Raw genomic sequence first — 21,240 nt, 5'->3', positions numbered from 1 at the left:
CCCTCCTATATCGGCCTCGAACGCCACGGAAACGTGACGTACCCCAATTCAAACGGGGACCGGCGGACAGCCGCGGGAGGGGCTCGCGGGCATCCTTTTGTGGGCGCTGCATAGGCCCGGCCGGTCTGCCGACAAGGAGAAGTACATGTCCAAGATTATCGGCATCGACCTCGGAACGACCAATTCCTGCGTGGCGGTGATGGAGGGGACCTCCCCGAAGGTCATCGAGAACGCCGAAGGCGCGCGCACCACGCCGTCCATCGTCGCCTTCACGGAAGATGGCGAGCGCCTGGTTGGCCAGCCCGCCAAGCGGCAGGGCGTCACCAATCCCGAGCGCACCTTTTTCGCCGTGAAGCGCCTCATCGGCCGTCGCTTCGACGACCCGACGGTGGCCAAGGACAAGGGCCTCGTTCCCTATAAGATCGTGCGCGCCGACAATGGCGACGCCTGGGTCGAGTCCGACGGCACCAAATATTCGCCCTCGCAGATCTCCGCCTTCATCCTTCAGAAGATGAAGGAGACGGCCGAGTCGTTCCTGGGCGAGAAGGTCGAGAAGGCGGTCATCACCGTCCCGGCCTACTTCAACGACGCCCAGCGCCAGGCCACCAAGGACGCCGGCAAGATCGCCGGTCTCGAGGTGCTGCGCATCATCAACGAGCCGACCGCGGCCGCGCTTGCCTATGGCCTCGACAAGAAGTCGGCCGGCACCATCGCGGTCTATGACCTGGGCGGCGGCACCTTCGACGTGTCGATCCTGGAGATCGGCGACGGCGTGTTCGAAGTGAAGTCCACGAACGGCGACACGTTCCTGGGCGGCGAAGACTTCGACATGCGCCTCGTCAATTACCTGGCCGACGAGTTCAAGAAGGAGCAGGGCATCGACCTGCGCAACGACAAGCTCGCCCTCCAGCGGCTGAAGGAAGCCGCCGAGAAGGCCAAGATCGAGCTGTCGTCTGCGACCCAGACCGAGATCAACCTGCCCTTCATCACGGCCGATGCGTCTGGTCCCAAGCACCTGACCATGAAGCTGACCCGCGCCAAGTTCGAGGCGCTGGTGGAAGACCTGATCCAGCGCACGGTCGAGCCCTGCCGGCTCGCCCTGAAGGATGCGGGACTCACCGCCGGCCAGATCGACGAAGTGGTGCTGGTGGGCGGCATGACTCGCATGCCCAAGGTCCAGGAAGTGGTGAAGCAGTTCTTCGGCAAGGAGCCCCACAAGGGCGTCAACCCGGACGAGGTGGTCGCCATCGGCGCCGCCATCCAGGCGGGCGTGCTCCAGGGCGACGTGAAGGACGTGCTGCTGCTCGACGTGACCCCGCTCTCGCTGGGCATCGAGACGCTCGGCGGCGTGTTCACCCGCCTGATCGACCGCAACACCACCATCCCCACCAAGAAGAGCCAAGTGTTCTCCACGGCTGAGGATGGCCAGACCGCGGTCACCATCCGGGTGTTCCAGGGCGAGCGCGAAATGGCGGCGGACAACAAGATCCTCGGCCAGTTCGACCTGGTTGGCATCCCGCCCGCGCCGCGCGGCGTGCCGCAGGTGGAAGTGACCTTCGACATCGACGCCAACGGCATCGTGCAGGTGTCCGCCAAGGACAAGGGCACGGGCAAGGAACAGCAAATCCGCATCCAGGCGTCCGGCGGCCTCAGCGACAATGACATCGACAAGATGGTCAAGGACGCCGAGGCGCACGCCGCCGAGGACAAGAAGCGCAAGGCTCTGGCGGAAGCCAAGAACCATGCCGAGGCCCTGATCCACTCCACGGAAAAGGCCATGTCCGAGCACGGCGACAAGGTGGGCGCCACCGAGAAGGCGGCCATCGAGCAGGCCATCACAGACCTCAAGGGCGTGGTGACCGGCGAGGACGCGGACGCCATCCAGGCCAAGACCCAGGTCCTGGCCCAGGCCTCCCTGAAGCTGGGCGAAGCCATGTATGCGGCCCAGCAGGGTGGCGGTGAAGAGCCCGGCGCGGCCAAGAAGGACGACGTGGTGGACGCCGAGTTCACCGAGGTGGACGACGACAAGAAGAAGTCGGCCTGATCCTTGCCTCCCGTCCTCTTGGGGGATGGGAGCGTGAACCACCGATCCCCCGGGGCTTGCCCCGGGGGTCTTGTATCGGGGCACCTGTTGCCCGCCCCTCGGACCATGTGCCCGCGGCTCGCCGGGGCGGAAGGGGCGTGGTGCCGCACATGACGCTTCAGGGGCCCCCTACCGGACCGGGGCGGCGGATGTAACGAGCCATGTCGAAGCGCGATTATTACGAAGTTCTGGGATGTGACCGCGGCGCCGACGAGACGGTGCTGAAGGCCTCCTACCGCAAGCTCGCCATGAAGTGGCACCCCGATCGCAACCAGGGCGACGGCGAGGCCGAGATCCGCTTCAAGGAAGTCAACGAGGCCTATGAGGTCCTGAAAGACCCGCAGAAGCGCGCCGCCTATGACCGCTTCGGCCATGCTGCCTTCGAGAATGGCATGGGCGGCGGCGGGCCGGGTGGGCCCGGCTTCGGCGCCGACTTCGCCTCCACCTTCGCCGACATTTTCGACGATCTGTTCGGCGGCCAGATGGGCGGCGGGCGCGGCCGGCAGGGCAATGGCGGGCGCGGGCGCGGGGCGGACCTGCGCTACAACATGGACATCACGCTGGAGGAAGCCTTCTCCGGCAAGGACGCCCAGATCAAGATCCCGACCTCCATCGTGTGCGAATCCTGCTCGGGCTCCGGCGCCAAGGCGGGCACCCAGCCCAAGACCTGCCGCACCTGCGGCGGGGCGGGCAAGATCCGCCATGCCCAGGGCTTCTTCACTCTGGAACGCACCTGTCCTGCCTGCCAGGGCCGCGGCAGCATGATCGAGGACCCGTGCCCCAATTGCGGCGGCGCGGGCCGCGTCACCCGCGAGCGCACCCTCACCGTGCACATTCCAGCCGGTGTCGAGGACGGCACCCGCATCCGCCTCGGCGGCGAGGGCGAGGCTGGCACGCGCGGTGGCCCGGCGGGCGATCTCTATATCTTCCTGTCCATCGAGCCCCATCCCTTCTTCCAGCGGGAGGGCGCCGACCTCTATTGCCGCGCGCCCATCTCCATGGTGACGGCGGCGCTGGGCGGGACGGTGGAGGTCCCCACCATTGGCGGTGACAAGTCGAAGGTGAAGATCCCGGAGGGCACCCAGTCCGGCAAGCGCCTGCGCCTGTCCGGCAAGGGCATGCCGGTGCTGCGCACCCGCAACCATGGCGACATGTATGTGCAGGTGGTGGTGGAGACGCCGCAGAACCTCACCAAGCGCCAGAAGGAGCTGCTCTCCGAGTTCGATCGCGAGTGCTCCAACGAGACCCATCCCGAATCCAACGGTTTCTTTGCCAAGATGAAGGATTTCTTCCAGGGCACGGCCGACCCGGAGTGACGGGCGGCCGGCGCCGGGCCCGTCCGCCATCCTTCCGCCGAACTGCCAAGCGAGGAGTTCGGCGTCTGAAAGGTGTGGCCATGATTCCGCGTTCCCTCCGCCTTCTTGCCTGCGCCATGCTGGCCGTCCTCGGCTCGGCGGGCAGCGCGCTTGCCCATCCCCATGTCTGGGTGACCATGCAGACGCAGGTCATGTATGGGCCGGACGGCATGGTCACCGGGCTGAAGCAGGACTGGACCTTCGACGAGGCCTTCACCGCCTTCGCCCTTCAGGGCCTGGAGCGCAACAAGGACGGGACCTATCCCGACAAGGTGCTGAAGCCGCTGGCGGAGGTGAATGTCACCTCGCTCAAGGAATACGGCTACTTCGTCAAGGCCAAGAACGCGACCGCCAAGCTCGCCTTCAAGGATCCGGTCGATTATCACCTGACCTATGAGAATGAAGCGCTCACCCTGCACTTCGTCCTGCCGCTGGTGAAGCCTGTCCCGGCCAAAGGGCTGATGAGCTTCGACATCTACGATCCCACCTATTTCGTCTCCTTCAGCTTCGCCGATAAGGACCCGGTGGCGCTTGCCGGTGCCCCCTCGGGGTGCACCTCGCAAGTGGTGGTGCCCAACCAGCCCCAGACCATGCAATTGTCCGAGAGCTTCTTCACGGACCTGACCTCCTCCAGCACCTATGGCGCGCAGTTCGCCAACAAGGTCACGGTGAAGTGTCCGTGACGCTTCGGCTGGCGCCCGTGCTGCGCGGCTCCCTAATCGCCGCTTTCGTCCTTGCTGTCCTTCTTGCCCTGGATGCCCATGCGGGAACTGTAGCGGCACAGGCCCTCGGACAGGCCGGGCCGAAGGCCTCCCCCTTCGGCATGGGGACGCCCGGCGCGGCGCCCTCGGGCTTCACCGGCTTCATCCTCGCCAAGCAATCGGAATTCTACCGCGCCCTCATCCAGGCGGTGCGGGCCGCCAAGGCCGATGGCAATGCGGTGAAGGTGCTGGCGGGTCTCTCCTTCCTTTATGGCATCTTCCACGCCGCCGGCCCCGGCCACGGCAAGGCGGTGATCTCCTCCTATCTGCTGGCGGATGGTGGCACCCTGCGGCGGGGCATCGGCCTGGCATTCGCCTCCGCGCTGGTGCAGGCCTGCGCGGCCATCCTGTTCGTGGGCGTGCTGGCGGTGCTGTTCGGCGCCACCGCCGTCTCCATGGCCAACGCCATGACCATGGTGGAGATTGCGGCCTATGGCGGCATCGCACTGTTCGGGGCGTGGCTCGCCTTCACCAAGGGGCGCAGCCTGGTGCGCCTGCTGCGTGGCGTGCCGGCGGACCATGTGCACGGCCCCGATTGCGGCTGCGTGGACAAGCATGCTCCCGATCCGCACTTGCTGGATGGGCGAGGCGGCTGGCGCCGGGCGGCCATCGCGGTGGTCTCCGCCGGCGCCCGGCCGTGTTCGGGGGCGATCCTGGTGCTCACCTTCGCCCTCGCCCAGAGCGTGCCCTGGAGCGGCGTGATCTCGGTCTTCGCCATGGGGGTGGGCACCGCCATCACGGTGTCCGCCATTGCCGCCCTGGCGGTCTATGGCAAGCGCGCGGCGGTGGGGCTGGCAAGCTTTGGGGGGCCAAGGGCGGCCATGGTCACCTTGGCGGTGGAGCTTATGGCCGCCTGCCTCGTGATGGGCTTCGGCCTGGCGCTCCTGACCGGGTACCTGGCCAGCGAACGCCTGCTGCCGGGCTAGCGCATGTCCCGGCACGCCGGGGTGCGGGGCAAGGTTCCAAAGGAGCTGTGCCCGGTTGGGCGCGGCGATGCGACCGACCGGGCCGGGCTCACTTGCGGGACATCATCATGTCGACGAAGCCCTGGTAGTTCACATCGTCCAGAAAGCCGGCGCCGGAAACGCCTTCCAGCTGGTCGCTATCCAGCGGGCGGGCACCGAACACGTCCTGCGGCGCGAAGGCGTGGGCCGTGCCCTGCGACAGCGCGGAAAGCCGGACAGCGAGGGTGGCGGCGGCCTCCGCGAAGATCGCGTCCACCTGGCCGGCAAGCTCCGGCTGCGCCTTGGTGGATTCGAGGAACTGGGACACCTTGTTCATCATGCCCTCCATCCTGGCGCGGCAGGCGCCCACCCGGACCGGAACAGTCGCATGCCGCAACAGCGGCGCTTTCCTGTAGGGTAAAGCGGCCGCAAATAAGGCGTGACATCGGCCTGGGAGGCAATGGCCGGGGCCGCTCCCCTTGGATCTCTCGTTAAGCAGAGAACGTGGGGCCTGAATGGCCCACGTCAGCGTTTTTCAATCTCAACGACCGCGCGGCTACCCCGCATTCGTCTTTCAGTCGAAGCCGATGCGCATATTGTTTGGGCTCAAATATCGAATCGTAAAGAATCCAAGATTGATCTCACGCATGGAGTAATTCTTGGCACCCCCCGTCATCGCCTCAAGCTGGTTGTCTGACATGGGGCGTTCGGCGAGGGCCTCTTGAACCGTGAAGGGAAAGGCGGTCGCCTGCGAAAGCTCGGACAGGCGCGCCGCCACGAGAGCCGCAGCTTCATTGGCGACGGCATTCACCTTTTGCGCCAGATCGGCATCCGCTTGCGATGCATCCATGAAGCGGGAAATGTTATCGGCCATGTCGTCAGCCTCCCCAATGTGTTCGTCGGCAATCATGGGCTGTCCGGTGACGTCCGCCCCTTTCACTCACGAAAAAATGGCAACTAAACCATATTCAGCGCGGGATTGTCGTAGAAGGTGAAGGTAAATGGTCCGAACGTAACTTCATATTTTCTTTGGGCTGCCCTGACAGAATCAAGCATCGATCCGCCGGTTACGGCGCCCAATTCGTCGTCCACAACGGGATGTGCGGCGAGCATTTCACCGGGCTTGAAGGGAAATGCGGTGCCCTGCGAAAGCTCGGACAGGCGCGTCGCCACAAGGGCTGTTGCTTCCGCACCGATGGCATTCACTTTCTGGGCAAGATCGCTATCCGACCGGGACGCCTCCATGAAGCGGGACACGTTGCTGGTCATCTCGCAAGACTCCTTTGGGTGAGGGAAGAGGTGCGGGCGAGGCGCTTCATTCGCCCACTCCGCCCATCTGCCGCTGGTACAGCTTGAAATTGTTGATCGGCCCGAATTTGTTTCCGGGCCGTCCGGGTGCCCTTCCTCACTCTCTCGCCCGCATCTTCGTGACGATGCGCAGCAAGGCGGTCCGTTGTGGGGGAGCAGCGGTGGAGCTTTTCTTTGCGCGCATCTTCGGGTGGATCATGGATCACGCGTATCCACTTCCCCCGCTTCCCTCGTCCAGATTTTCGTCTGAAAGATTGCCGCTTCTGAGCAGGGTCTCAAAAAATAGATAATAGAGTTCAGTTTTTTGTTTCTAACCAAGATAATAATATGGATTATCGTACAAAGTAAAAGAGAATGGGCCAATCTTGAACTCATGTTTTGTAGTATATCGGTCTATGTCGAGCCCAAAAAGACCGCCACTTACCATCTCTAAATTGTCATCGGGCACGGTGCGTGCGGAGAGGATGTCGCCAGGAGCGAAGGGGAAGGCCGTCGCCTGCGAAAGCTCGGACAGGCGCGCCGCGACCAGGGCTGCGGCCTCGGCGCCGATGGCCTCCACTTTCTGGGCGAGATCGGCATCCGACTGGGATGCCTCCATGAAGCGGGACACGTTATTGGTCATCTCGCAAAACTCCAGTCGCTCTCCAGGTTGGTGTGGGCGAGGCGCTTCACCTGCGCGCCTCGCCCATGGGGCCGTCAGCGGAACTTGAAATTGTTGAGACCGCTGAAAATGTTGAGCGGATCGTCCATTTTGGGCATCGGGCCCCGCCCCGTGTACGAGGAGGAATACTCGATTTTGGTGATGCCGGCCCCGCCGCTCACCCCGTCCAGCTGGTCGTCCGACAGGCCGCCCTGGTTCAGAAGTTCTTCCGCGCTGAAGGCATAGGCGGTGCCCTGCGACAGTTCGGACAGGCGGGCGGCCACGGCCGTGGCGGCATCGCCATAGACGGCCTGGACCTTATTGCCGAGTTCCGGCTCAGCCTTCGCTGCGGCGAAGAAGGCGGACACTTTGTCGTTCATGATGATCTCCGTCATTCACTTTGTAGCACTGAGTAAATCTTCGCTGCGCACGTCATCTTCTTGGATTGCGGCGCGCCACAGTCTTTAATCTCTACTTTATGGTTTAATTGTGTAAATGATACCATCCCGATTGGTGGATTCCATGATAATTTTGTTTTGATTTCTTTCATCGTGTCATGATTACGAAATACAATCTGTAACAGGAGGAAAGGCAAGTTCCTCTACTTCGCGATAGCCTGCTTCCCGCAAGTGGATGGGGGCCATTGTCCATGCGGGCCGTCTTTGCGGCGAGGGTGCAATGCAAGCCTAGAATTTGATGCAGTGCACCAAAGTTCGCCAAGCCCGCTTTTTCGGCAATTTCATTTCACAACCCTTCCAAACAACGAAATTGCGGGGTGCGGCACTCCGTGTCAGCCTTGAGGTAGATCAAACCGGCGCGGCACCTCGCCCAAGCCGGCAGGCGCGGGCATGGCGCCGCGTCGGGAGGCCCTGATGGCATTGAAGCCTGTCTCGCTCGACGACAAATACGACCTCGCCAAGGAAGAGGTCTTCGTTTCCGGCACCCAGGCGCTGGTGCGCCTCGCCTTGATGCAGAAGGAGCGAGACCGGCGGGTCGGGCTCAACACGGCCGGCTATGTCAGCGGCTATCGCGGCTCGCCGCTGGGCGGCCTCGACCAGCAGTTCCTGCGCGCCGACAAGGTGCTGAAAGCCAACGACATCCTGTTCCAGAGCGGGTTGAACGAGGATCTGGCCGCCACCGCCCTGTGGGGCTCGCAGCAGGCGGAACTGCGTGGCGAAGGCAAGTATGACGGCGTGTTCGGCCTCTGGTACGGCAAGGGGCCGGGCGTCGACCGCTCCGGCGACGTGTTCCGTCACGCCAATAATGCGGGCACCTCCCCCCACGGCGGCGTGCTCGCCCTTATGGGGGACGACCACACCTGCGAAAGCTCCACCACCGCCCACCAGAGCGAGTTCCATTTCGTCGACGTGATGATCCCCGTCCTCAATCCGGCGGGCGTGCAGGAAATCCTCGATTACGGCCTCTATGGCTGGGCGCTCTCGCGCTTTTCCGGCGCCTGGGTGGGGCTGAAGGCGGTCAAGGACACCATCGAATCCACCGGCATCGTGGATGGGCGCCTGGACCGTGTGGTGCTGGCGGATCTCGCGGGCTTTACCCTTCCCCCCGGCGGCCTGAACATCCGCCTTGGGGATACCGCGCTGGCGCAGGAGGAGCGCCTCCAGGAATATAAGCGCGACGCCATCATTCACTTTCTGCGCGCCAACCGGCTCAACCGCTTCATCACCTCCGGCGGCGCGCGCCCGCGCATCGGCATTGCCACCGTGGGCAAGAGCTATCTCGACGTGCGCCTCGCCTTGGACGAGCTGGGCATTGACGAGGTGCGGGCCAACGACCTGGGCATCCGCATCTGGAAGGTGGCCTGCCCCTGGCCGCTGGAGACCCAGGGCCTCCAGGATTTCGCCCGCGGCCTCGACCTCATCATGGTGGTGGAGGAGAAGCGCTCCCTCATCGAGGTGCAGGTGCGCGAGGAGCTGTACGGCACCGCCAACCAGCCGGTCTGCATCGGCAAGAAGGACGAGCAGGGCCGCTGGCTGTTCCCGGTCAAGGGCGCGCTCGATCCCAACGACATCGCCATCGCACTCGGCAAGCGGCTGCTCGCCTATGGCGACATCCCCGACATCGCCGCCCGCGTGGCGGAGCTGGAGGAGGCCCAGCGTGTGCTGGCCGCCACCGGCGACGTAGCCACCCGCATTCCCTATTTCTGCTCAGGCTGCCCCCACAACACCTCCACCAAGGTGCCCGAGGGCATGCGTGCCTATGCGGGCATTGGCTGCCACTACATGGTGCAGTGGATGGACCGCCAGACGGTGGGCTTCACTCAGATGGGCGGGGAGGGCGCCAACTGGATCGGCGAGGCGCCCTTCTCCAAGCGCGGCCACGTGTTCCAGAATCTGGGCGACGGCACCTACAACCATTCCGGCTATCTGGCGGTGCGGGCCTCCGTGGCCGCCAAGGTGAACGTCACATATAAGATCCTGTTCAACGACGCGGTCGCCATGACCGGCGGCCAGCGCCATGACGGCAATCTCACCGTGCCCATGATCGCCCAGCAGGTGGCGGCCGAAGGCGTGCAGAAAGTGGTGATCGTCACCGACGAGCCGGACAAATATCCCGCCGGCATCAAGTGGCCGGACGGCCTGACGATCCATCACCGGGATGAACTGGACAAGGTGCAGCGCGAGCTGGCCACCGTCCCCGGCGTGACCGCCCTCATCTATGACCAGACCTGCGCCTCCGAGAAGCGCCGCCGCCGCAAGCGCGGGCAGTTCCCCGACCCGGATAAGCGCGTCATCATCAATGAGCGCGTCTGCGAGGGCTGCGGCGATTGCGGCGTGAAGTCCAATTGCGTCTCCGTGCAGCCGCTGGAAACCGAGTGGGGCCGCAAGCGGGAGATCGACCAGTCCTCCTGCAACAAGGACTTTTCCTGCGTGAACGGCTTCTGCCCGTCCTTCGTGACGGTGCATGGCGCCAAGCCCCGCAAGAGCGCGGGCGCGGCGGCGGGCGCAGGCGACTGGCCTGAGCTTCCCGAGCCCACCTTGCCCGCCATCGAGGGCACCTATGGCGTCATCGCCACCGGGGTGGGCGGCACCGGCGTGGTGACCATTGGCGCCATCCTGGGCATGGCGGCGCACCTGGAAGGCAAGGCGTGCGGCATGATCGACATGGCCGGCCTCGCCCAGAAGGGCGGGGCGGTCTACAGCCATATCCGCCTCGCCAATACGCCCGAGGACATCACCGCCATCCGCATTCCCGCGCGCGGGGCCGACTTTATCCTGGGCGGCGATCTGGTGGTGGCCGGCACCAAGAAGGTGCTGGCGTCGGTGAAGCCCGGCAAGACGCTGGTGGTGGTGAACACCCACGAGGTGCTGCCTGGCGATTTCACCCGCAATGCCGACTATTCGCTCCCCAGCGCCCGCATCAAGCGCACCATCGCCGCCACTGCGGGGGAGGAGAACACCCATCTCATCGAGGCGAGCCGCCTCGCCACCGGCCTGTTCGGCAACTCGCTGGCCCAGAACATCTTCATGGTGGGCTATGCCTATCAGTTCGGCGGCCTGCCGGTGTCGGCCGAGGCCATTCTCAAGGCCATCGAGCTGAATGGCGAGGCGGTGGCCATGAACCAGGCCGCCTTCCTGTGGGGCCGGCGTGCGGCGCATGATCCCGCCCGCGTGGAAGCCGCCATCGGCACGTCCGCGCCCACCTCCGATGCGCGCGTGCTCTCAACCTCCCTGGAGGAGATGATCACCCGCCGGGTGGCCGACCTCACGGCCTATCAGAGCGCCCGCTACGCCGCCCGCTTCAAGGCGCTGGTGGACAAGGTACAGGCCGCCGAGGCGGCCCGCGCCCCCGGCCGGTCCGGCCTCACCGAGGCGGTGGTGCGCAATCTCTACAAGCTCATGGCCTATAAGGACGAGTATGAGGTGGCGCGGCTCTTCTCCGATGGCGCGTTCCAGCGCCAGGTGGAAGCGGCCTTCGAGGGGGACCTCTCCTACGAATTCCACCTCGCCCCGCCCCTCTTCGCCAAGCCTGATCCGGTCACCGGCGAGCCGCGCAAGATGCGGTTCGGGCCGCGCATGATGAAGGGCTTTTCCTGGCTCGCGCGCTTCAAGGCGCTGCGCGGCACGCCGCTCGACATCTTCGGGTGGAGCGAGGAGCGCCGGACGGAGCGGGCGCTCATCAAGGATTATGAGAAGCTGGTGGCGGAACTGATCGGGGCGCTGAGCCTCGACAACCACGCCTATGCGGTGGCGCTCGCCTCCATCCCCGCCAAGATCCGCGGCTATGGTCCTGTGAAGGTCCGTCACTTGACGGCCGCCAAGGCGGAGGAGGCCGACCTCCTGGCTCGCTTCCGCGCCCCGCCCGCCGCCCGGCCGGAGGCGCAGGCGGCGGAGTGATGCGCGGGCAGCGCGCGATGTCCGGCCCAAAATAAAACCGCCGGCCCGAAGGCCGGCGGTCTTTTCTGATCAGAAGGCGCGTGCCTCAATCCTGCGGCTGAGGCGCTTCGGACTGGTCGCTGGCGCGACCGGTGCGGCGGCGTTCGGCCATGAACTGGTCGAACTCGGCCTTGTCCTTGGCCATCCGCAGCCGCTCCAGGAAGTCCTTGAACTCCTTCTGCTCCTCCTCAAGGCGCCGCAGCGTCTCGGAGCGGTATTCGTCAAAGGCGCGGTTGCCCGAGGACGGCGGACCACCGAAGCCCCAGGGTCCCGGCCCGCGGCCGCCACCGCACATGCGGTCCATCTTGTCCTGCCAGCGGGCCATGCGATGTCCGCAGCCCACGCGCCCGGAGAAGAGAGTGAAGGCGAGGACCGCCAGGCCCGCCGGCCACCAGAACACGAAGCCGAGGACCGCCAGCGCGATCCACGCCCCGGTGCCGAGGCCATCCAGTTTCGATACGAGTGTCACGGCCAACCCTTTCGGCGTGAATGTTAATAACATTTACATAGATGGCCCCAGGTTGGCTTTCTGTCAAGGGCGCATCGCGCGGACCTTGGCCTCGGAGCGGAGAATTTCAGCGGTGCGGGCCGGCGCCAAGGCCCTGGAGATAGACCAGGACGCCGGCCTCCAGCAGGTCTTCCGGTGACATGGGCAGGCTGCGCCGGGCCTTGTCGCCGCGCCCGAAGAGGTCGGCGATGCCATGGGCCAGCGACCAGATGTGAAGGGCCAGCATCATGGCCGGGGGGCGGGAGGGCAAGGTTGCGACCACCGCCTCTGCGGCGCTGCGCAGGGCGCCGAAGGCGCGATCGCCTTCCGCCCGCACATCCGGCGTGGCGTCGGCTGGCACGTTGGCCTCGAACATGGCGGCATAGTAGGCCGGCTGGGTGCGCGCGAAGGCGAGGTAGGCCCGCCCCAGCCGCTCAAGCGCCGTGCGCGGGTCGGGCCGTCCCCGGTCCCAGGCCGCTTCCAGGGCGTCGGCGAAGGCCGCAAAGCCGCGCCGGGCCACTTCGGCCATCAGGTCGTCGCGATCCCGGAAATGGCGGTAGGGCGCGGCCGGGCTCACCCCGGCGGCACGGGCGGCCTCAGCGAAAGTGAAACCGCCGGGACCCTTTTCGCCGATCAGGTCCAGCGCGGCCCGCACCAGGGCTTCCTTCAGGTTGCCGTGGTGGTAGCCGCGCGTGCCCTCTCGGTCCGATTTTGACCAGCTCATGTTCGGGTCCCGGTTATGTAAGCCGGGTTTACATAAGGACCGGCTGCCCGTCGAGGCTCATCCGAGCTCGAAGGTGGTGATGCCGAAGATCCGGTCCAAGGGCAAGGCGGGCGCCGCGCCGCGATACATGCGGGCGGTCTCGAACACGGGCGAGAGACCGGCCTCTTCCGCCAGCTCACGGGCGGCGGCATGGGGCTCGGGCACGTCGAGGAAGACCGGCTCGCCCGGCGCCGCCGCGCGGGCATGGCTGCAAGCCGCCTCATAGAGCGCGCGGGCGGTTGCGGCGTTGGGGGCAAAGAGCGGTCCGATCTTGTGCCCGGTGCCGCAGCGGCGGACCACGCAATAGCCCTCAATGCCTCCGTCCTCCTGCGCGGCGAAGGCGCGTCCCTCCGTCGGCAGCAGCCAGCGGGAGAGGAAGCCCGGCCGGTCGAACAGGAAATGGTGGCGGTCGAGGGCCATCAATGCGGGCACATGGCGCGCCTCCACGGGCACGATGCCGTCGGGCGCAGCGTCACTGGCCAGCGGCAGGCCGCCATAGCGGATGTTGCGGTGGGCGAGGACAAAGCCCGAGCGGGCATAATTGTCCACCTGGGCGAGAACCCCGTCGAGCCCAACCGCCCGAGACCCGAGCCGCTCCAGGGCGGCATCCCACACCGCAAGGCCAAAGCCCTGCCCGCGCAGGTCCGGCCGGCAGATATAGAAGCCGATGAAGCCGAAGGCGGGGCCATAGGTTACCGCCGAGATGAGGCTGGCCAGGTCTTCTCCGGCGAACAGCCCAAGGAATCCGTCGGGATCCTGCGCCAGGAAGGCAGCAGCATCCCCGACGCCAGGGTTCCACCCTTCCCGTGCGGCCCAGGCGATGGCGGTCTCCACCTCGTCGGGGGTCAAGGTTCGGATGTGATGCGTCATGGTCATGCCGGCAGAAGGAGGGAATGGGGAGGGAGCGCCGTCAGCCGGGCTCGGTGCCGTCGGAGACGACCACCCGGTTCCGACCGCGCGCCTTGGCGAGGTAAAGCGCCCGGTCGGCCCGTTCGATGACCGCCTCCAGATTGGCGTCCTCCCGGGTCAGGCCGGCGACGCCGAAGCTGGCGCGCACGTCCAGGGACGCAGCGGGCGTCTCCACCGGGGCGGATGCGATGGCGCGCGCCAGGCGGTGGGCCACGCGCTCGGCCACGTCCAGATCCGCGCCCGAGATCAGGATGGCGAACTCCTCGCCCCCGAGGCGGGCGAACACGTCATGGGGGCGCAATTCCGCCCGGCAGCGGGCGGCCACTTCGCGCAGCACAGCGTCCCCGGCCGGATGGCCGTAGCGGTCATTGATCCACTTGAAGCGGTCCATGTCGAAGATCAGCACCGACAGCGGCGTCCCGGCCAGCAAGGCATGGTGGAAGGCTGCTTCGCTGCGCTCCATGAACATGCGGCGGTTGCCGAGGCCGGTGAGGGCGTCCGTGCCCGCGAGGCGCCGCAGCTCCTCCTCCATGCGGCGGCGGGCTGTGATGTCCCAATAGGCCATCACATAAAGCTCGCCGATGAAGCCGAACCGGAACTGGATGGTGCGGGTGGCCCCGTCGCGGCAGCGCACGTCCCAGTCGGACTGGGCAAACTGGTTGGACTGAAGGCGCATCAGCGACAGGCGGTGCCGCCATTCCGCCATTGCCCGCTGGCGCGCATCCTCCTCTGGGAATGCCTGCGTCCACCAGTCCTCCAGGTGCAGGCGGCCGCCGGCCGCCGGTGGCGCGAACATGTCGTCGGACACGGCGTTGGAAAACACCTGGTTGAAGTCCAGGTCGAAGATCTTCAGGCCGAGGGGCAGCCCCGCGAGCACGTCCTGGGACAATTGCGTCCAGCCGCGCGCTTCCCCTTCCAGAAAGCTTGCGCCCGGCTCAAGGGTCAGGAGATAGCCGTCGGCGGGCGCGGGCAAGCGCGCATGGCGCACCGCCAGCACACCTGTCGCCGCCGGGCGCTCCAGCGGAAGCAGGAGGCGATCGCCCGGTGCCCGGGTCTGGACATGGGCGGACAGGCGCACCGCCGCCCAATCGCCCACGAGCCCCGCAAGGCGGGGAAGGGCGACGGGCTGATCGGGGATATGGAGCAGCGCACGCGCGGCCTTGTTCGCCGCAAGGACGTGCCGCCCGTCCGCACCTATGGCGAGGAGGGGATGGTGGACCAGATTGAGCCAGGACAGGCCCTCTTGGGCGCTGGGCGGCAGTCGCTCTCCGGCCGCGGGCGCCTCAGGCGTGATGGCCAATCGAACCCCACTCCCTAAGTGCCCACCTGCTCGAGAAAGCCGGCAAGGTCCTCCGTGACGAAATCCACATAGGCATCCTCCCTGCCTTCGAACTCCCAGGCTTCCCGCGCCGCCACCTGTTCACCCGGCGGCACCACCAGGATGGTGACCATGCCGAGCCGGTGGGGAACCTCCAGGTTGCGTGCCAAGTCCTCGAACATGGCGGCGCGTCCGGGGTCCACCCCGTAGGCATCAAGAAACCTCCCATAAGCCTCAGGCGTGGGTTTGGGATGGAATTCCGCCGCAACTATGTCATGCACCGCGGCAAAGTGCTGGTCCATCCCAAGCTGGGTCAGGACATTGCGCGCGTGGCGCTCCGATCCATTGGTGTAGACAAGCTTCTTGCCGGGCAGGGATTCGATGGCGGCGGCCAGCCGAGGGGAGGGCTCGAGGCGGGAGAGATCCACGTCATGCACATGGTCGAGAAAGGCGTCGGGCTCGATGCCATGCTCGATCATGAGCCCCCGAAGGGACGTGCCATAGCGCCGGTAATAGTCTTTCTGAAGCTTGAAGGCATCGTCGAGGCTGAGCCCCAGAAGCCCGGAAATATAGTCCCGCATCCGCGCATCGATCTGGCCCCACAGATCGTGGCTGGCCGGATAGAGGGTGTTGTCGAGATCGAACACCCAGGTGTCGACATCACGAAAGGCAGGAGAGGGAATCTGGGTCATGAGCACATCCGCAGGAGAGGCGCGCGGATGTAGCATCGAAGCGCCGTTTCGTCATGTCGGGACGAACGGGGGAAGATGGCAGACCGAAAAGGCGGGGGGTGGGGGCGCGGGCTACCCGCCGGCAGGGGACTTCGCGCCGCCCCATTGGGTCAAAGAAAAAGCGCGCCGCAGGGGGCTGCGGCGCGCTCGGGAGGAATGCCGCGGGTTGCCCGCGCGCCCTGTCAGCGGGTGATGAGCGTTCCCGCCCCGCCGTCGGTCAGGAGTTCCAGCAGCACCGCATGGGGCACCTTGCCGTCAAGGATGACCACGCCTTCCACGCCCTGCTCCAGGGCGTAGATGCAGGTCTCCACCTTCGGGATCATGCCCCCCGAAATGGTGCCGTCGGCGATCAGCCGCTCCGCCTCGGTGATGGTCAGGCGGGGGATGAGCTTCTTGTTCTTGTCGAGCACGCCGGGCACGTCGGTGAGCATAAGCAGGCGCTTGGCCCCCAACGCACCGGCAATGGCGCCGGCGAAGGTGTCGGCGTTCACATTATAGGTGCCGCCATCCGCCGCCGCCGCCACCGGCGCGAGGACGGGGATCAGCTCCCGGCGCAGGATCTGGTCGAGCACGGTGGTATCCACCCGCTCGGGTTCGCCCACGAAGCCGAGGTCGATCTCCTGCTCGATATTGCTGTCGGGGTCGGTCACCACGCGGCTGGCCTTGCGGGCCACCACCATGTTCCCGTCCTTGCCGCACAGGCCGATGGCAGTGCCGCCCGCCGCATTGATGAAGCCGACGATCTGCTTGTTGATGGAGCCGGCCAGCACCATCTCCACGATCTCCACCGTGGCCTTGTCGGTGATGCGCAGGCCGGCCGCGAATTCGGACTTGATGCCGAGCTTGGTCAGCATGGCGCCGATCTGCGGTCCGCCGCCATGCACCACCACCGGATTCACCCCGGACTGCTCCAGCAGCACGATGTCTTCGGCAAAGGTGCGGGCGACGCTCTCATTGCCCATGGCGTGGCCGCCATATTTCACCACGACGATGGAATCATCATAGCGCTGCATGTAGGGGAGGGCCTTGGTGAGCACCTCGGCCAGGAGCTGGCCTTGCGCTTCGCCGGCGGGGTCCTGGCCTGCGGGGTCTTGCTCGCTCATGGTCGGGTGCGTCCTGTTGGTGCGGGGCGGCACGCTTCTAGAGCATGATCGGTGAAAGTTGAATGGCCTTTGCCCGCATGCCTGCCTCACGGCTTTGGTGACGGCGGGGGCAGGGCGACGGCAGCCGCCTCCGATCCACCACATTTGAGCCGCTCTAGGCTGTGCGAACGCCCCATGCGGGACCTGCTCCCAGGTAGACCCATCGCCCATGACCACGCCGAAGCCTGCCCGCCGAGCGCTTGATCTGCGCCCTTCGCGCATCGCCCTCCTGTTTGCCCTGTGCTTCGCGATCGTGGCCATCCCGATCGTCACGCATCCCGTGCCGCCGCTGTCGGACTATGTGAATCACCTCTCGCGCATGCACATCATCGCGCAGGTGACCTCCGACCCGGACCTGGCGCGCTACTATGCGCTGGAATGGTCGGTGCTGCCGAACCTGATGATGGACCTGATCGTCCCCGTCCTCGAGCGGGTGGCGAACGTGTTCGTGGCGGGGGAGATCTACACCCTGCTGTGCTTCGCCCTCATTGCCTTTGGCACGCTGGCCCTGCATCGCGCGCTGTTCGGCCAGTGGTCGGCGATCCCGCTGCTGGCCTTTCCGCTGCTCTACAACTCCGTCTTCCTGATCGGAGTGATGAATTATGTGTTCGGCATTGGCCTTGCCCTTCTGGCGCTGACCAGCTGGATCGGGCTGCGCCAGAGCCTGTGGCGCTATCCGGTGGCTGTGGCGTTCGTGGTGGCGCTGTTCTTCTGCCACCTGGTGTCGGTGGGCATATACGGCATGGGGCTCCTGGCCTTTGAGCTGTGGATCCTGGCGCGCGATCGCCGGGCGCCCCTGGCGACGCGCCTCGTTGCCTTCGTCTGCGCCGGGCTGCCTTTCCTTCCCGTCATCCCCATGCTGCTCAAGAGCCCCACCTGGGGGCTGTCGGGCCAGAATTACTGGGAGCCGCGCGGCAAGCTCGACGGCCTCGAATTCGTGGTCAACGTCTATTACGACCATGTGGCCTTCGCGCTGACGGGCGTGGTGGTCCTGGCCGCCGCCTGGGCCAGCCGGCATCGGCTGCTGCGTATCCATCCCGTGCTCTGGCCGCTGCTGGTGGTATCGGGCGCGGTGTACCTGGCCATGCCGCGCACGGTCTTCGCCACCTACATGGCGGACCAGCGCCTGCCCATCGCGGTGGCCTTCATGGTCATTGCCTGCATCCAGGTGGATCTGCGCCACCGCCTGGCGCGGCGGGGCTTTGCGGTGGTCCTCGTGATCCTGCTGTCCATCCGCGTCGCCGAGGTGCAGGTGGTCTGGGACCGCCTCACCCGCTGGACCGGCGCCTTCGACGCCTCGGTACAGAAGATCGACCGGGGCGCGCGGGTGCTGGTGGTCTATGCCGATCCCCGCGGCGGCAGCGACGTGACCGATCTCGGCCTCGTCCATGCGGCCTGCCTGGCCATCATCGAGAAGTCGGCGCTCATTCCCACCGTCTTCAACGTGGCCGGCAAGCAGATCCTGCGGGTGCGGCCGCCCTATCGCGACTTTGTCGACACCGAGGACGGTAATCCCCCGACCCTCGAGCAGATGCTGCTGACCGCCGACGAGCCCAGCCCCGATGGCCCCCGTTACTGGGACCTGTGGCCGAAGCACTTCGATTATGTCTACCTGCTGTTCACCGAGCCCGGTGACATCAATCCCGATCCCGACCGGCTGGAGCCCGTCTTCGAGGGCGCGCGGTTCCAGCTCTACAAGGTGCTCAAGCCGTCGCGGCCGTCATGAGCGGGTGTCACCGTCTCGTCATCGAGGCGTGACAAGGGAGCCGCCTGCAGGCAAAAGCGCGTCTTCGGCGATTCCTGAAAGACCCGAGAAGGCCGTGATGGAAACCATCTATACCAATGCCATCCTGGTCCTGGACGACCGCCTCGCGCCCGGCACGCTGGTGGTGCGCGACGGTGCCATCGCCGAGGTGAGCGAGGGCACGAGCGCCCTGTCCGCCGCGCAGGACTGCGAGGGTGATCTGCTGTCGCCCGGTCTCATCGACCTGCATACCGACGCCCTGGAAGGCCATTTCGTGCCCCGGCCCAAGGTGGTCTGGCCCGATGCGCGCGCCGCCGCGCTCGCCCATGACGGGCAGGTGGTGGCTTCCGGCGTGACCACTGTCTACGACGCCATTTCGGCGGGAGGATTCGACCAAGCCAAGTCCGTGCGGCGCGAATTGTTCACGCTGATGCTGGATGCGGTGGAAGCGAACCAGTCCCTCTTCCGGGCCGATCACCAGATCCATCTGCGCTGCGAACTGACCGATCCCGGCGTGGTGGACCTGGTGGAGCCGCAGCTCTCGCGCCCCGTGGTCACCCTCGCCTCGCTCATGGACCACACGCCCGGCGCCCGGCAATGGCGCAACCTGGAGCACCTGCGGACCTTCCTGCTCGGCATCGGCAAGACCGCCGAGGATGTGGAGGTGGAGCTGGCCGAGCGCACCGAGCGCGGCCGCGCGGCCGTGCTGGACAACCACAAGCGGATGGTGGCGCTGCTCGCCGGCACCGGCATCGTCCTGGCGAGCCATGACGACACCCTGCCGGAGCATGTGCGGGACGCTAAGGCCTCCGGCTGCACCATTTCGGAATTCCCGACCACGCTGGAAGCGGCCCGCACCGCCCATGCGGAAGGGCTCACCACCATTGGCGGGGCGCCCAACGTGGTGCGGGGCGGTTCCCATTCCGGCGGCGTGGCCATGAAGGATCTCATGGCCGAAGGGCTCCTGGACGCGCTCGCCTCCGATTACGTGCCCGCAAGCCTCCTCCAGGCCGCGACCAGGCTCGGTCAGTCTGAGGCGATCGGCCTGCCCCGTGCGCTGGCCCTGGTGACCAGCGCGCCGGCCCGGATGGCGGGGCTGGCCGATCGCGGCCGCCTCGCGCCGGGGCTGCGGGCCGATCTCCTGCGGTTCCGCATGGTGGAAGACACGCCGGTGGTGCGCGAGGTTCATGTCCGGGGCCAGCGCGTGTTCTGAGCGCTGCCCTCGCCCGGGGTGACCGCGCGGGATATAGCAGTGGGGCATGATGAGCCCCCGCCGGGCCGGTCCGCCGGGGTGGGGAGCCGAACCGAAATGGAGAGGAAATGGCCCCGCGCTACGCCGTCTATCTCGCCCCCCCGCCCGACAGCGCCCTCTGGCAATTCGGTTCGCGCGTGGTCGGCTATGACGCCATTACGGGCGAAGACCTGCCGCCTTTGGATCTGGCCGGTTTCGATGCCCAATCCTGGCGGGACCTGACGGCCGAGCCGCGCCTCTATGGCTTCCACGGCACGCTGAAGCCCCCGTTCCGCCTCGCCGAGGGCGTGTCGGAGGCGGACGCCATCGGGGCCTTCACCGACCTCGTGGCCCAGCACCACGCCTTCGAGCTTCCCCCGCTTGACGTGAAGGGGATCGGCACTTTCATCGCCTTGCTGCCGTCGGCGCCGACGCCGGTTCTCAATGACCTGGCGGGCGAGCTGGTGGCCCGGCTCGATCATCTGCGCGCACCGCTGACGGCGGCCGAGAGGGCCAAGCGCAATCCCGATCGACTTTCCGAGCGGCAGATGCTGCTGCTGGAGCAGTATGGCTATCCCTATGTGATGGAGGAGTTCCGCTTCCACATGACCCTGTCGGGGCCGCTGGAGGTGGATGCTGCCGTCCATGTGCAGAACACCCTGGCCGATGCCTTCGCCGCCTCCGGCGCCCATCTGCCCTTGCCGGTGGAGGATCTCGCCTTGTTCCGGCAGGAGGCGCCGGGCGCGCGCTTCCGCCAGATCGCCCGCGCGCCGCTCCGTCCTCTCTGAAGGCCGTTCCCATGAAGAAGCTCGGCGTTGCTCCCACCCTCGATCCAACGGCCCAGGTGAAGCTGTGCCAGCTCGGGCGCTATACGGAAGTCGGCGCCCGCACCAAGCTGCTGGAAGTGGAGATGGGGGACTATTCCTACATCGCCGGGGATGCCGAGGCCGCCTACAGCCAGATCGGCAAGTTCTGCTCCATCGCGGCCATGACCCGGATCAATCCCGGCAACCACCCCATGTGGCGGGCGAGCCAGTCCCATTTCACCTATCGCGCGGCCGCCTATTTCGACGATGCGGAGGATGAGCCCGGCTTTTTCCAGTGGCGGCGCGAGCAGCCGGTGCGCATGGGGCATGATGTCTGGGTGGGACACGGGGCGGTCATCCTGCCCGGCCGCACCATCGGAACCGGCGCCATCGTGGCGGCGGGAGCCGTGGTCACCCGCGACGTGCCGCCTTATGCCATTGTGGGCGGGGTGCCGGCGCAGGTGATCAAGTGGCGCTTTCCCGAGGATGTGGCGGAGCGCCTGGTGGCCCTGTCCTGGTGGGACTGGGAGCATGAGCGCCTGCGCGCCGCGCTCGAGGATTTCCGCCAGCTCACCGTGCTCGACTTCCTCGACAAGCACGGCGGCTGACATCGGCGGCGCGAGC

General features: G+C 66.4%; 20 protein-coding genes. 9 read left to right on the top strand and 11 right to left on the bottom strand.

All coding sequences use genetic code 11. From position 1 onward, the window contains the following. Positions 1–106: 106 nt before the first annotated feature. The 4 genes from dnaK to PV781_RS16630 all read left to right on the top strand — a co-directional run bounded on the left by dnaK (position 107) and on the right by PV781_RS16630 (position 5,125). Positions 107–2,044, top strand: coding sequence for a molecular chaperone DnaK (gene dnaK, locus PV781_RS16645; protein ID WP_274776937.1), 1,938 nt, complete (start codon positions 107–109; stop codon positions 2,042–2,044). Positions 2,045–2,244: 200 nt separating this feature from the next. After that, a complete protein-coding gene (gene dnaJ / locus PV781_RS16640; RefSeq protein ID WP_274776760.1) occupies positions 2,245–3,399 on the top strand; it encodes a molecular chaperone DnaJ in 1,155 nt (384 codons plus the stop codon). Positions 3,400–3,479: 80 nt separating this feature from the next. Further along, positions 3,480–4,121, top strand: a complete 642-nt coding sequence (locus tag PV781_RS16635; protein WP_274776759.1) for a DUF1007 family protein — start codon at positions 3,480–3,482, stop codon at positions 4,119–4,121. Then, positions 4,118–5,125: a nickel/cobalt transporter gene (locus PV781_RS16630; protein ID WP_274776758.1), complete on the top strand. Its 1,008-nt coding sequence runs from the start codon at positions 4,118–4,120 to the stop codon at positions 5,123–5,125. The genes PV781_RS16635 and PV781_RS16630 overlap by 4 nt, the downstream gene beginning before the upstream one ends. Before the next feature lie 88 nt (positions 5,126–5,213). Here the strand turns inward: PV781_RS16630 and PV781_RS16625 are convergent, their stop codons facing one another. The 5 genes from PV781_RS16625 to PV781_RS16605 all read right to left on the bottom strand — a co-directional run bounded on the left by PV781_RS16625 (position 5,214) and on the right by PV781_RS16605 (position 7,471). Further along, entirely contained in the window at positions 5,214–5,483 is a 270-nt protein-coding gene (locus PV781_RS16625; protein WP_274776757.1) for a hypothetical protein, read from the bottom strand. Between the two features lie 234 nt (positions 5,484–5,717). Beyond that, positions 5,718–6,053, bottom strand: a complete 336-nt coding sequence (locus tag PV781_RS16620) for a hypothetical protein (RefSeq protein ID WP_274776756.1) — start codon at positions 6,051–6,053, stop codon at positions 5,718–5,720. A 47-nt stretch (positions 6,054–6,100) separates the two neighbouring features. After that, complete coding sequence (locus tag PV781_RS16615; protein WP_274776755.1) at positions 6,101–6,412, bottom strand: hypothetical protein; 312 nt, start codon at positions 6,410–6,412, stop codon at positions 6,101–6,103. Between the two features lie 349 nt (positions 6,413–6,761). After that, a complete protein-coding gene (locus PV781_RS16610) occupies positions 6,762–7,073 on the bottom strand; it encodes a hypothetical protein (RefSeq protein WP_274776754.1) in 312 nt (103 codons plus the stop codon). A 74-nt stretch (positions 7,074–7,147) separates the two neighbouring features. Further along, positions 7,148–7,471 (bottom strand): hypothetical protein, encoded by a 324-nt coding sequence (locus PV781_RS16605; RefSeq protein WP_274776753.1) that lies wholly within the window; start codon positions 7,469–7,471, stop codon positions 7,148–7,150. A 492-nt stretch (positions 7,472–7,963) separates the two neighbouring features. Between PV781_RS16605 and PV781_RS16600 the strand changes: the two genes are divergently transcribed. Beyond that, positions 7,964–11,446 carry an indolepyruvate ferredoxin oxidoreductase family protein gene (locus PV781_RS16600; protein ID WP_274776752.1) on the top strand — a complete coding sequence of 1,161 codons (3,483 nt, stop codon included), beginning with the start codon at positions 7,964–7,966 and terminating at the stop codon, positions 11,444–11,446. Positions 11,447–11,531: 85 nt separating this feature from the next. Here the strand turns inward: PV781_RS16600 and PV781_RS16595 are convergent, their stop codons facing one another. The 6 genes from PV781_RS16595 to argB form a co-directional block, all read right to left on the bottom strand. After that, positions 11,532–11,954: a DUF2852 domain-containing protein gene (locus PV781_RS16595; RefSeq protein ID WP_274776751.1), complete on the bottom strand. Its 423-nt coding sequence runs from the start codon at positions 11,952–11,954 to the stop codon at positions 11,532–11,534. A 106-nt stretch (positions 11,955–12,060) separates the two neighbouring features. Continuing rightward, positions 12,061–12,696, bottom strand: coding sequence for a TetR/AcrR family transcriptional regulator (locus PV781_RS16590; RefSeq protein WP_274776750.1), 636 nt, complete (start codon positions 12,694–12,696; stop codon positions 12,061–12,063). A gap of 57 nt (positions 12,697–12,753) precedes the next feature. Next, positions 12,754–13,605, bottom strand: a complete 852-nt coding sequence (locus PV781_RS16585) for a GNAT family N-acetyltransferase (RefSeq protein WP_274776749.1) — start codon at positions 13,603–13,605, stop codon at positions 12,754–12,756. 40 nt (positions 13,606–13,645) lie between these two features. Then, entirely contained in the window at positions 13,646–14,944 is a 1,299-nt protein-coding gene (locus PV781_RS16580; RefSeq protein WP_274776748.1) for a GGDEF domain-containing protein, read from the bottom strand. 14 nt (positions 14,945–14,958) lie between these two features. Further along, on the bottom strand, positions 14,959–15,654 hold the full coding sequence (locus PV781_RS16575) for a pyrimidine 5'-nucleotidase (RefSeq protein WP_274776747.1): 696 nt from the start codon (positions 15,652–15,654) through the stop codon (positions 14,959–14,961). Positions 15,655–15,875: 221 nt separating this feature from the next. Next, the gene (gene argB, locus PV781_RS16570) at positions 15,876–16,796 is read right to left on the bottom strand and encodes an acetylglutamate kinase (RefSeq protein ID WP_274776746.1); all 921 of its coding nucleotides are present in this window, start codon (positions 16,794–16,796) and stop codon (positions 15,876–15,878) included. Positions 16,797–17,004: 208 nt separating this feature from the next. On the opposite strand from argB, the gene PV781_RS16565 reads away from it, so the two are divergent. From PV781_RS16565 to PV781_RS16550, 4 genes are all read left to right on the top strand, one after another. Beyond that, positions 17,005–18,561: a glycosyltransferase family protein gene (locus tag PV781_RS16565; protein WP_274776745.1), complete on the top strand. Its 1,557-nt coding sequence runs from the start codon at positions 17,005–17,007 to the stop codon at positions 18,559–18,561. Positions 18,562–18,658: 97 nt separating this feature from the next. Continuing rightward, positions 18,659–19,792: an alpha-D-ribose 1-methylphosphonate 5-triphosphate diphosphatase gene (locus tag PV781_RS16560; RefSeq protein WP_274776744.1), complete on the top strand. Its 1,134-nt coding sequence runs from the start codon at positions 18,659–18,661 to the stop codon at positions 19,790–19,792. A 107-nt stretch (positions 19,793–19,899) separates the two neighbouring features. Continuing rightward, entirely contained in the window at positions 19,900–20,598 is a 699-nt protein-coding gene (locus PV781_RS16555; RefSeq protein WP_274776743.1) for a DUF1045 domain-containing protein, read from the top strand. An 11-nt stretch (positions 20,599–20,609) separates the two neighbouring features. Continuing rightward, the gene (locus tag PV781_RS16550) at positions 20,610–21,224 is read left to right on the top strand and encodes an LbetaH domain-containing protein (RefSeq protein WP_274776742.1); all 615 of its coding nucleotides are present in this window, start codon (positions 20,610–20,612) and stop codon (positions 21,222–21,224) included. Positions 21,225–21,240: the final 16 nt, after the last annotated feature.

The sequence above is a fragment of the Aquabacter sediminis genome (assembly GCF_028863665.1).
In the GTDB taxonomy this organism is placed as follows: domain Bacteria; phylum Pseudomonadota; class Alphaproteobacteria; order Rhizobiales; family Xanthobacteraceae; genus L1I39.
This window is presented reverse-complemented; position numbering and strand designations above follow the sequence as displayed.

Bases quoted from the DNA above. Each gene is read 5' to 3' on its own strand.
- dnaJ (WP_274776760.1), top strand. From the start codon at position 2,245: ATGTCGAAGCGCGATTATTACGAAGTTCTGGGATGTGACCGCGGCGCC.
- PV781_RS16635 (WP_274776759.1), top strand. From the start codon at position 3,480: ATGATTCCGCGTTCCCTCCGCCTTCTTGCCTGCGCCATGCTGGCCGTC.
- PV781_RS16625 (WP_274776757.1), bottom strand. From the start codon at position 5,483: ATGATGAACAAGGTGTCCCAGTTCCTCGAATCCACCAAGGCGCAGCCG.
- PV781_RS16620 (WP_274776756.1), bottom strand. From the start codon at position 6,053: ATGATTGCCGACGAACACATTGGGGAGGCTGACGACATGGCCGATAAC.
- PV781_RS16615 (WP_274776755.1), bottom strand. From the start codon at position 6,412: ATGACCAGCAACGTGTCCCGCTTCATGGAGGCGTCCCGGTCGGATAGC.
- PV781_RS16610 (WP_274776754.1), bottom strand. From the start codon at position 7,073: ATGACCAATAACGTGTCCCGCTTCATGGAGGCATCCCAGTCGGATGCC.
- PV781_RS16605 (WP_274776753.1), bottom strand. From the start codon at position 7,471: ATGAACGACAAAGTGTCCGCCTTCTTCGCCGCAGCGAAGGCTGAGCCG.
- PV781_RS16600 (WP_274776752.1), top strand. From the start codon at position 7,964: ATGGCATTGAAGCCTGTCTCGCTCGACGACAAATACGACCTCGCCAAG.
- PV781_RS16590 (WP_274776750.1), bottom strand. From the start codon at position 12,696: ATGAGCTGGTCAAAATCGGACCGAGAGGGCACGCGCGGCTACCACCAC.
- PV781_RS16585 (WP_274776749.1), bottom strand. From the start codon at position 13,605: ATGACGCATCACATCCGAACCTTGACCCCCGACGAGGTGGAGACCGCC.
- PV781_RS16575 (WP_274776747.1), bottom strand. From the start codon at position 15,654: ATGACCCAGATTCCCTCTCCTGCCTTTCGTGATGTCGACACCTGGGTG.
- argB (WP_274776746.1), bottom strand. From the start codon at position 16,796: ATGAGCGAGCAAGACCCCGCAGGCCAGGACCCCGCCGGCGAAGCGCAA.
- PV781_RS16565 (WP_274776745.1), top strand. From the start codon at position 17,005: ATGACCACGCCGAAGCCTGCCCGCCGAGCGCTTGATCTGCGCCCTTCG.
- PV781_RS16560 (WP_274776744.1), top strand. From the start codon at position 18,659: ATGGAAACCATCTATACCAATGCCATCCTGGTCCTGGACGACCGCCTC.
- PV781_RS16555 (WP_274776743.1), top strand. From the start codon at position 19,900: ATGGCCCCGCGCTACGCCGTCTATCTCGCCCCCCCGCCCGACAGCGCC.
- PV781_RS16550 (WP_274776742.1), top strand. From the start codon at position 20,610: ATGAAGAAGCTCGGCGTTGCTCCCACCCTCGATCCAACGGCCCAGGTG.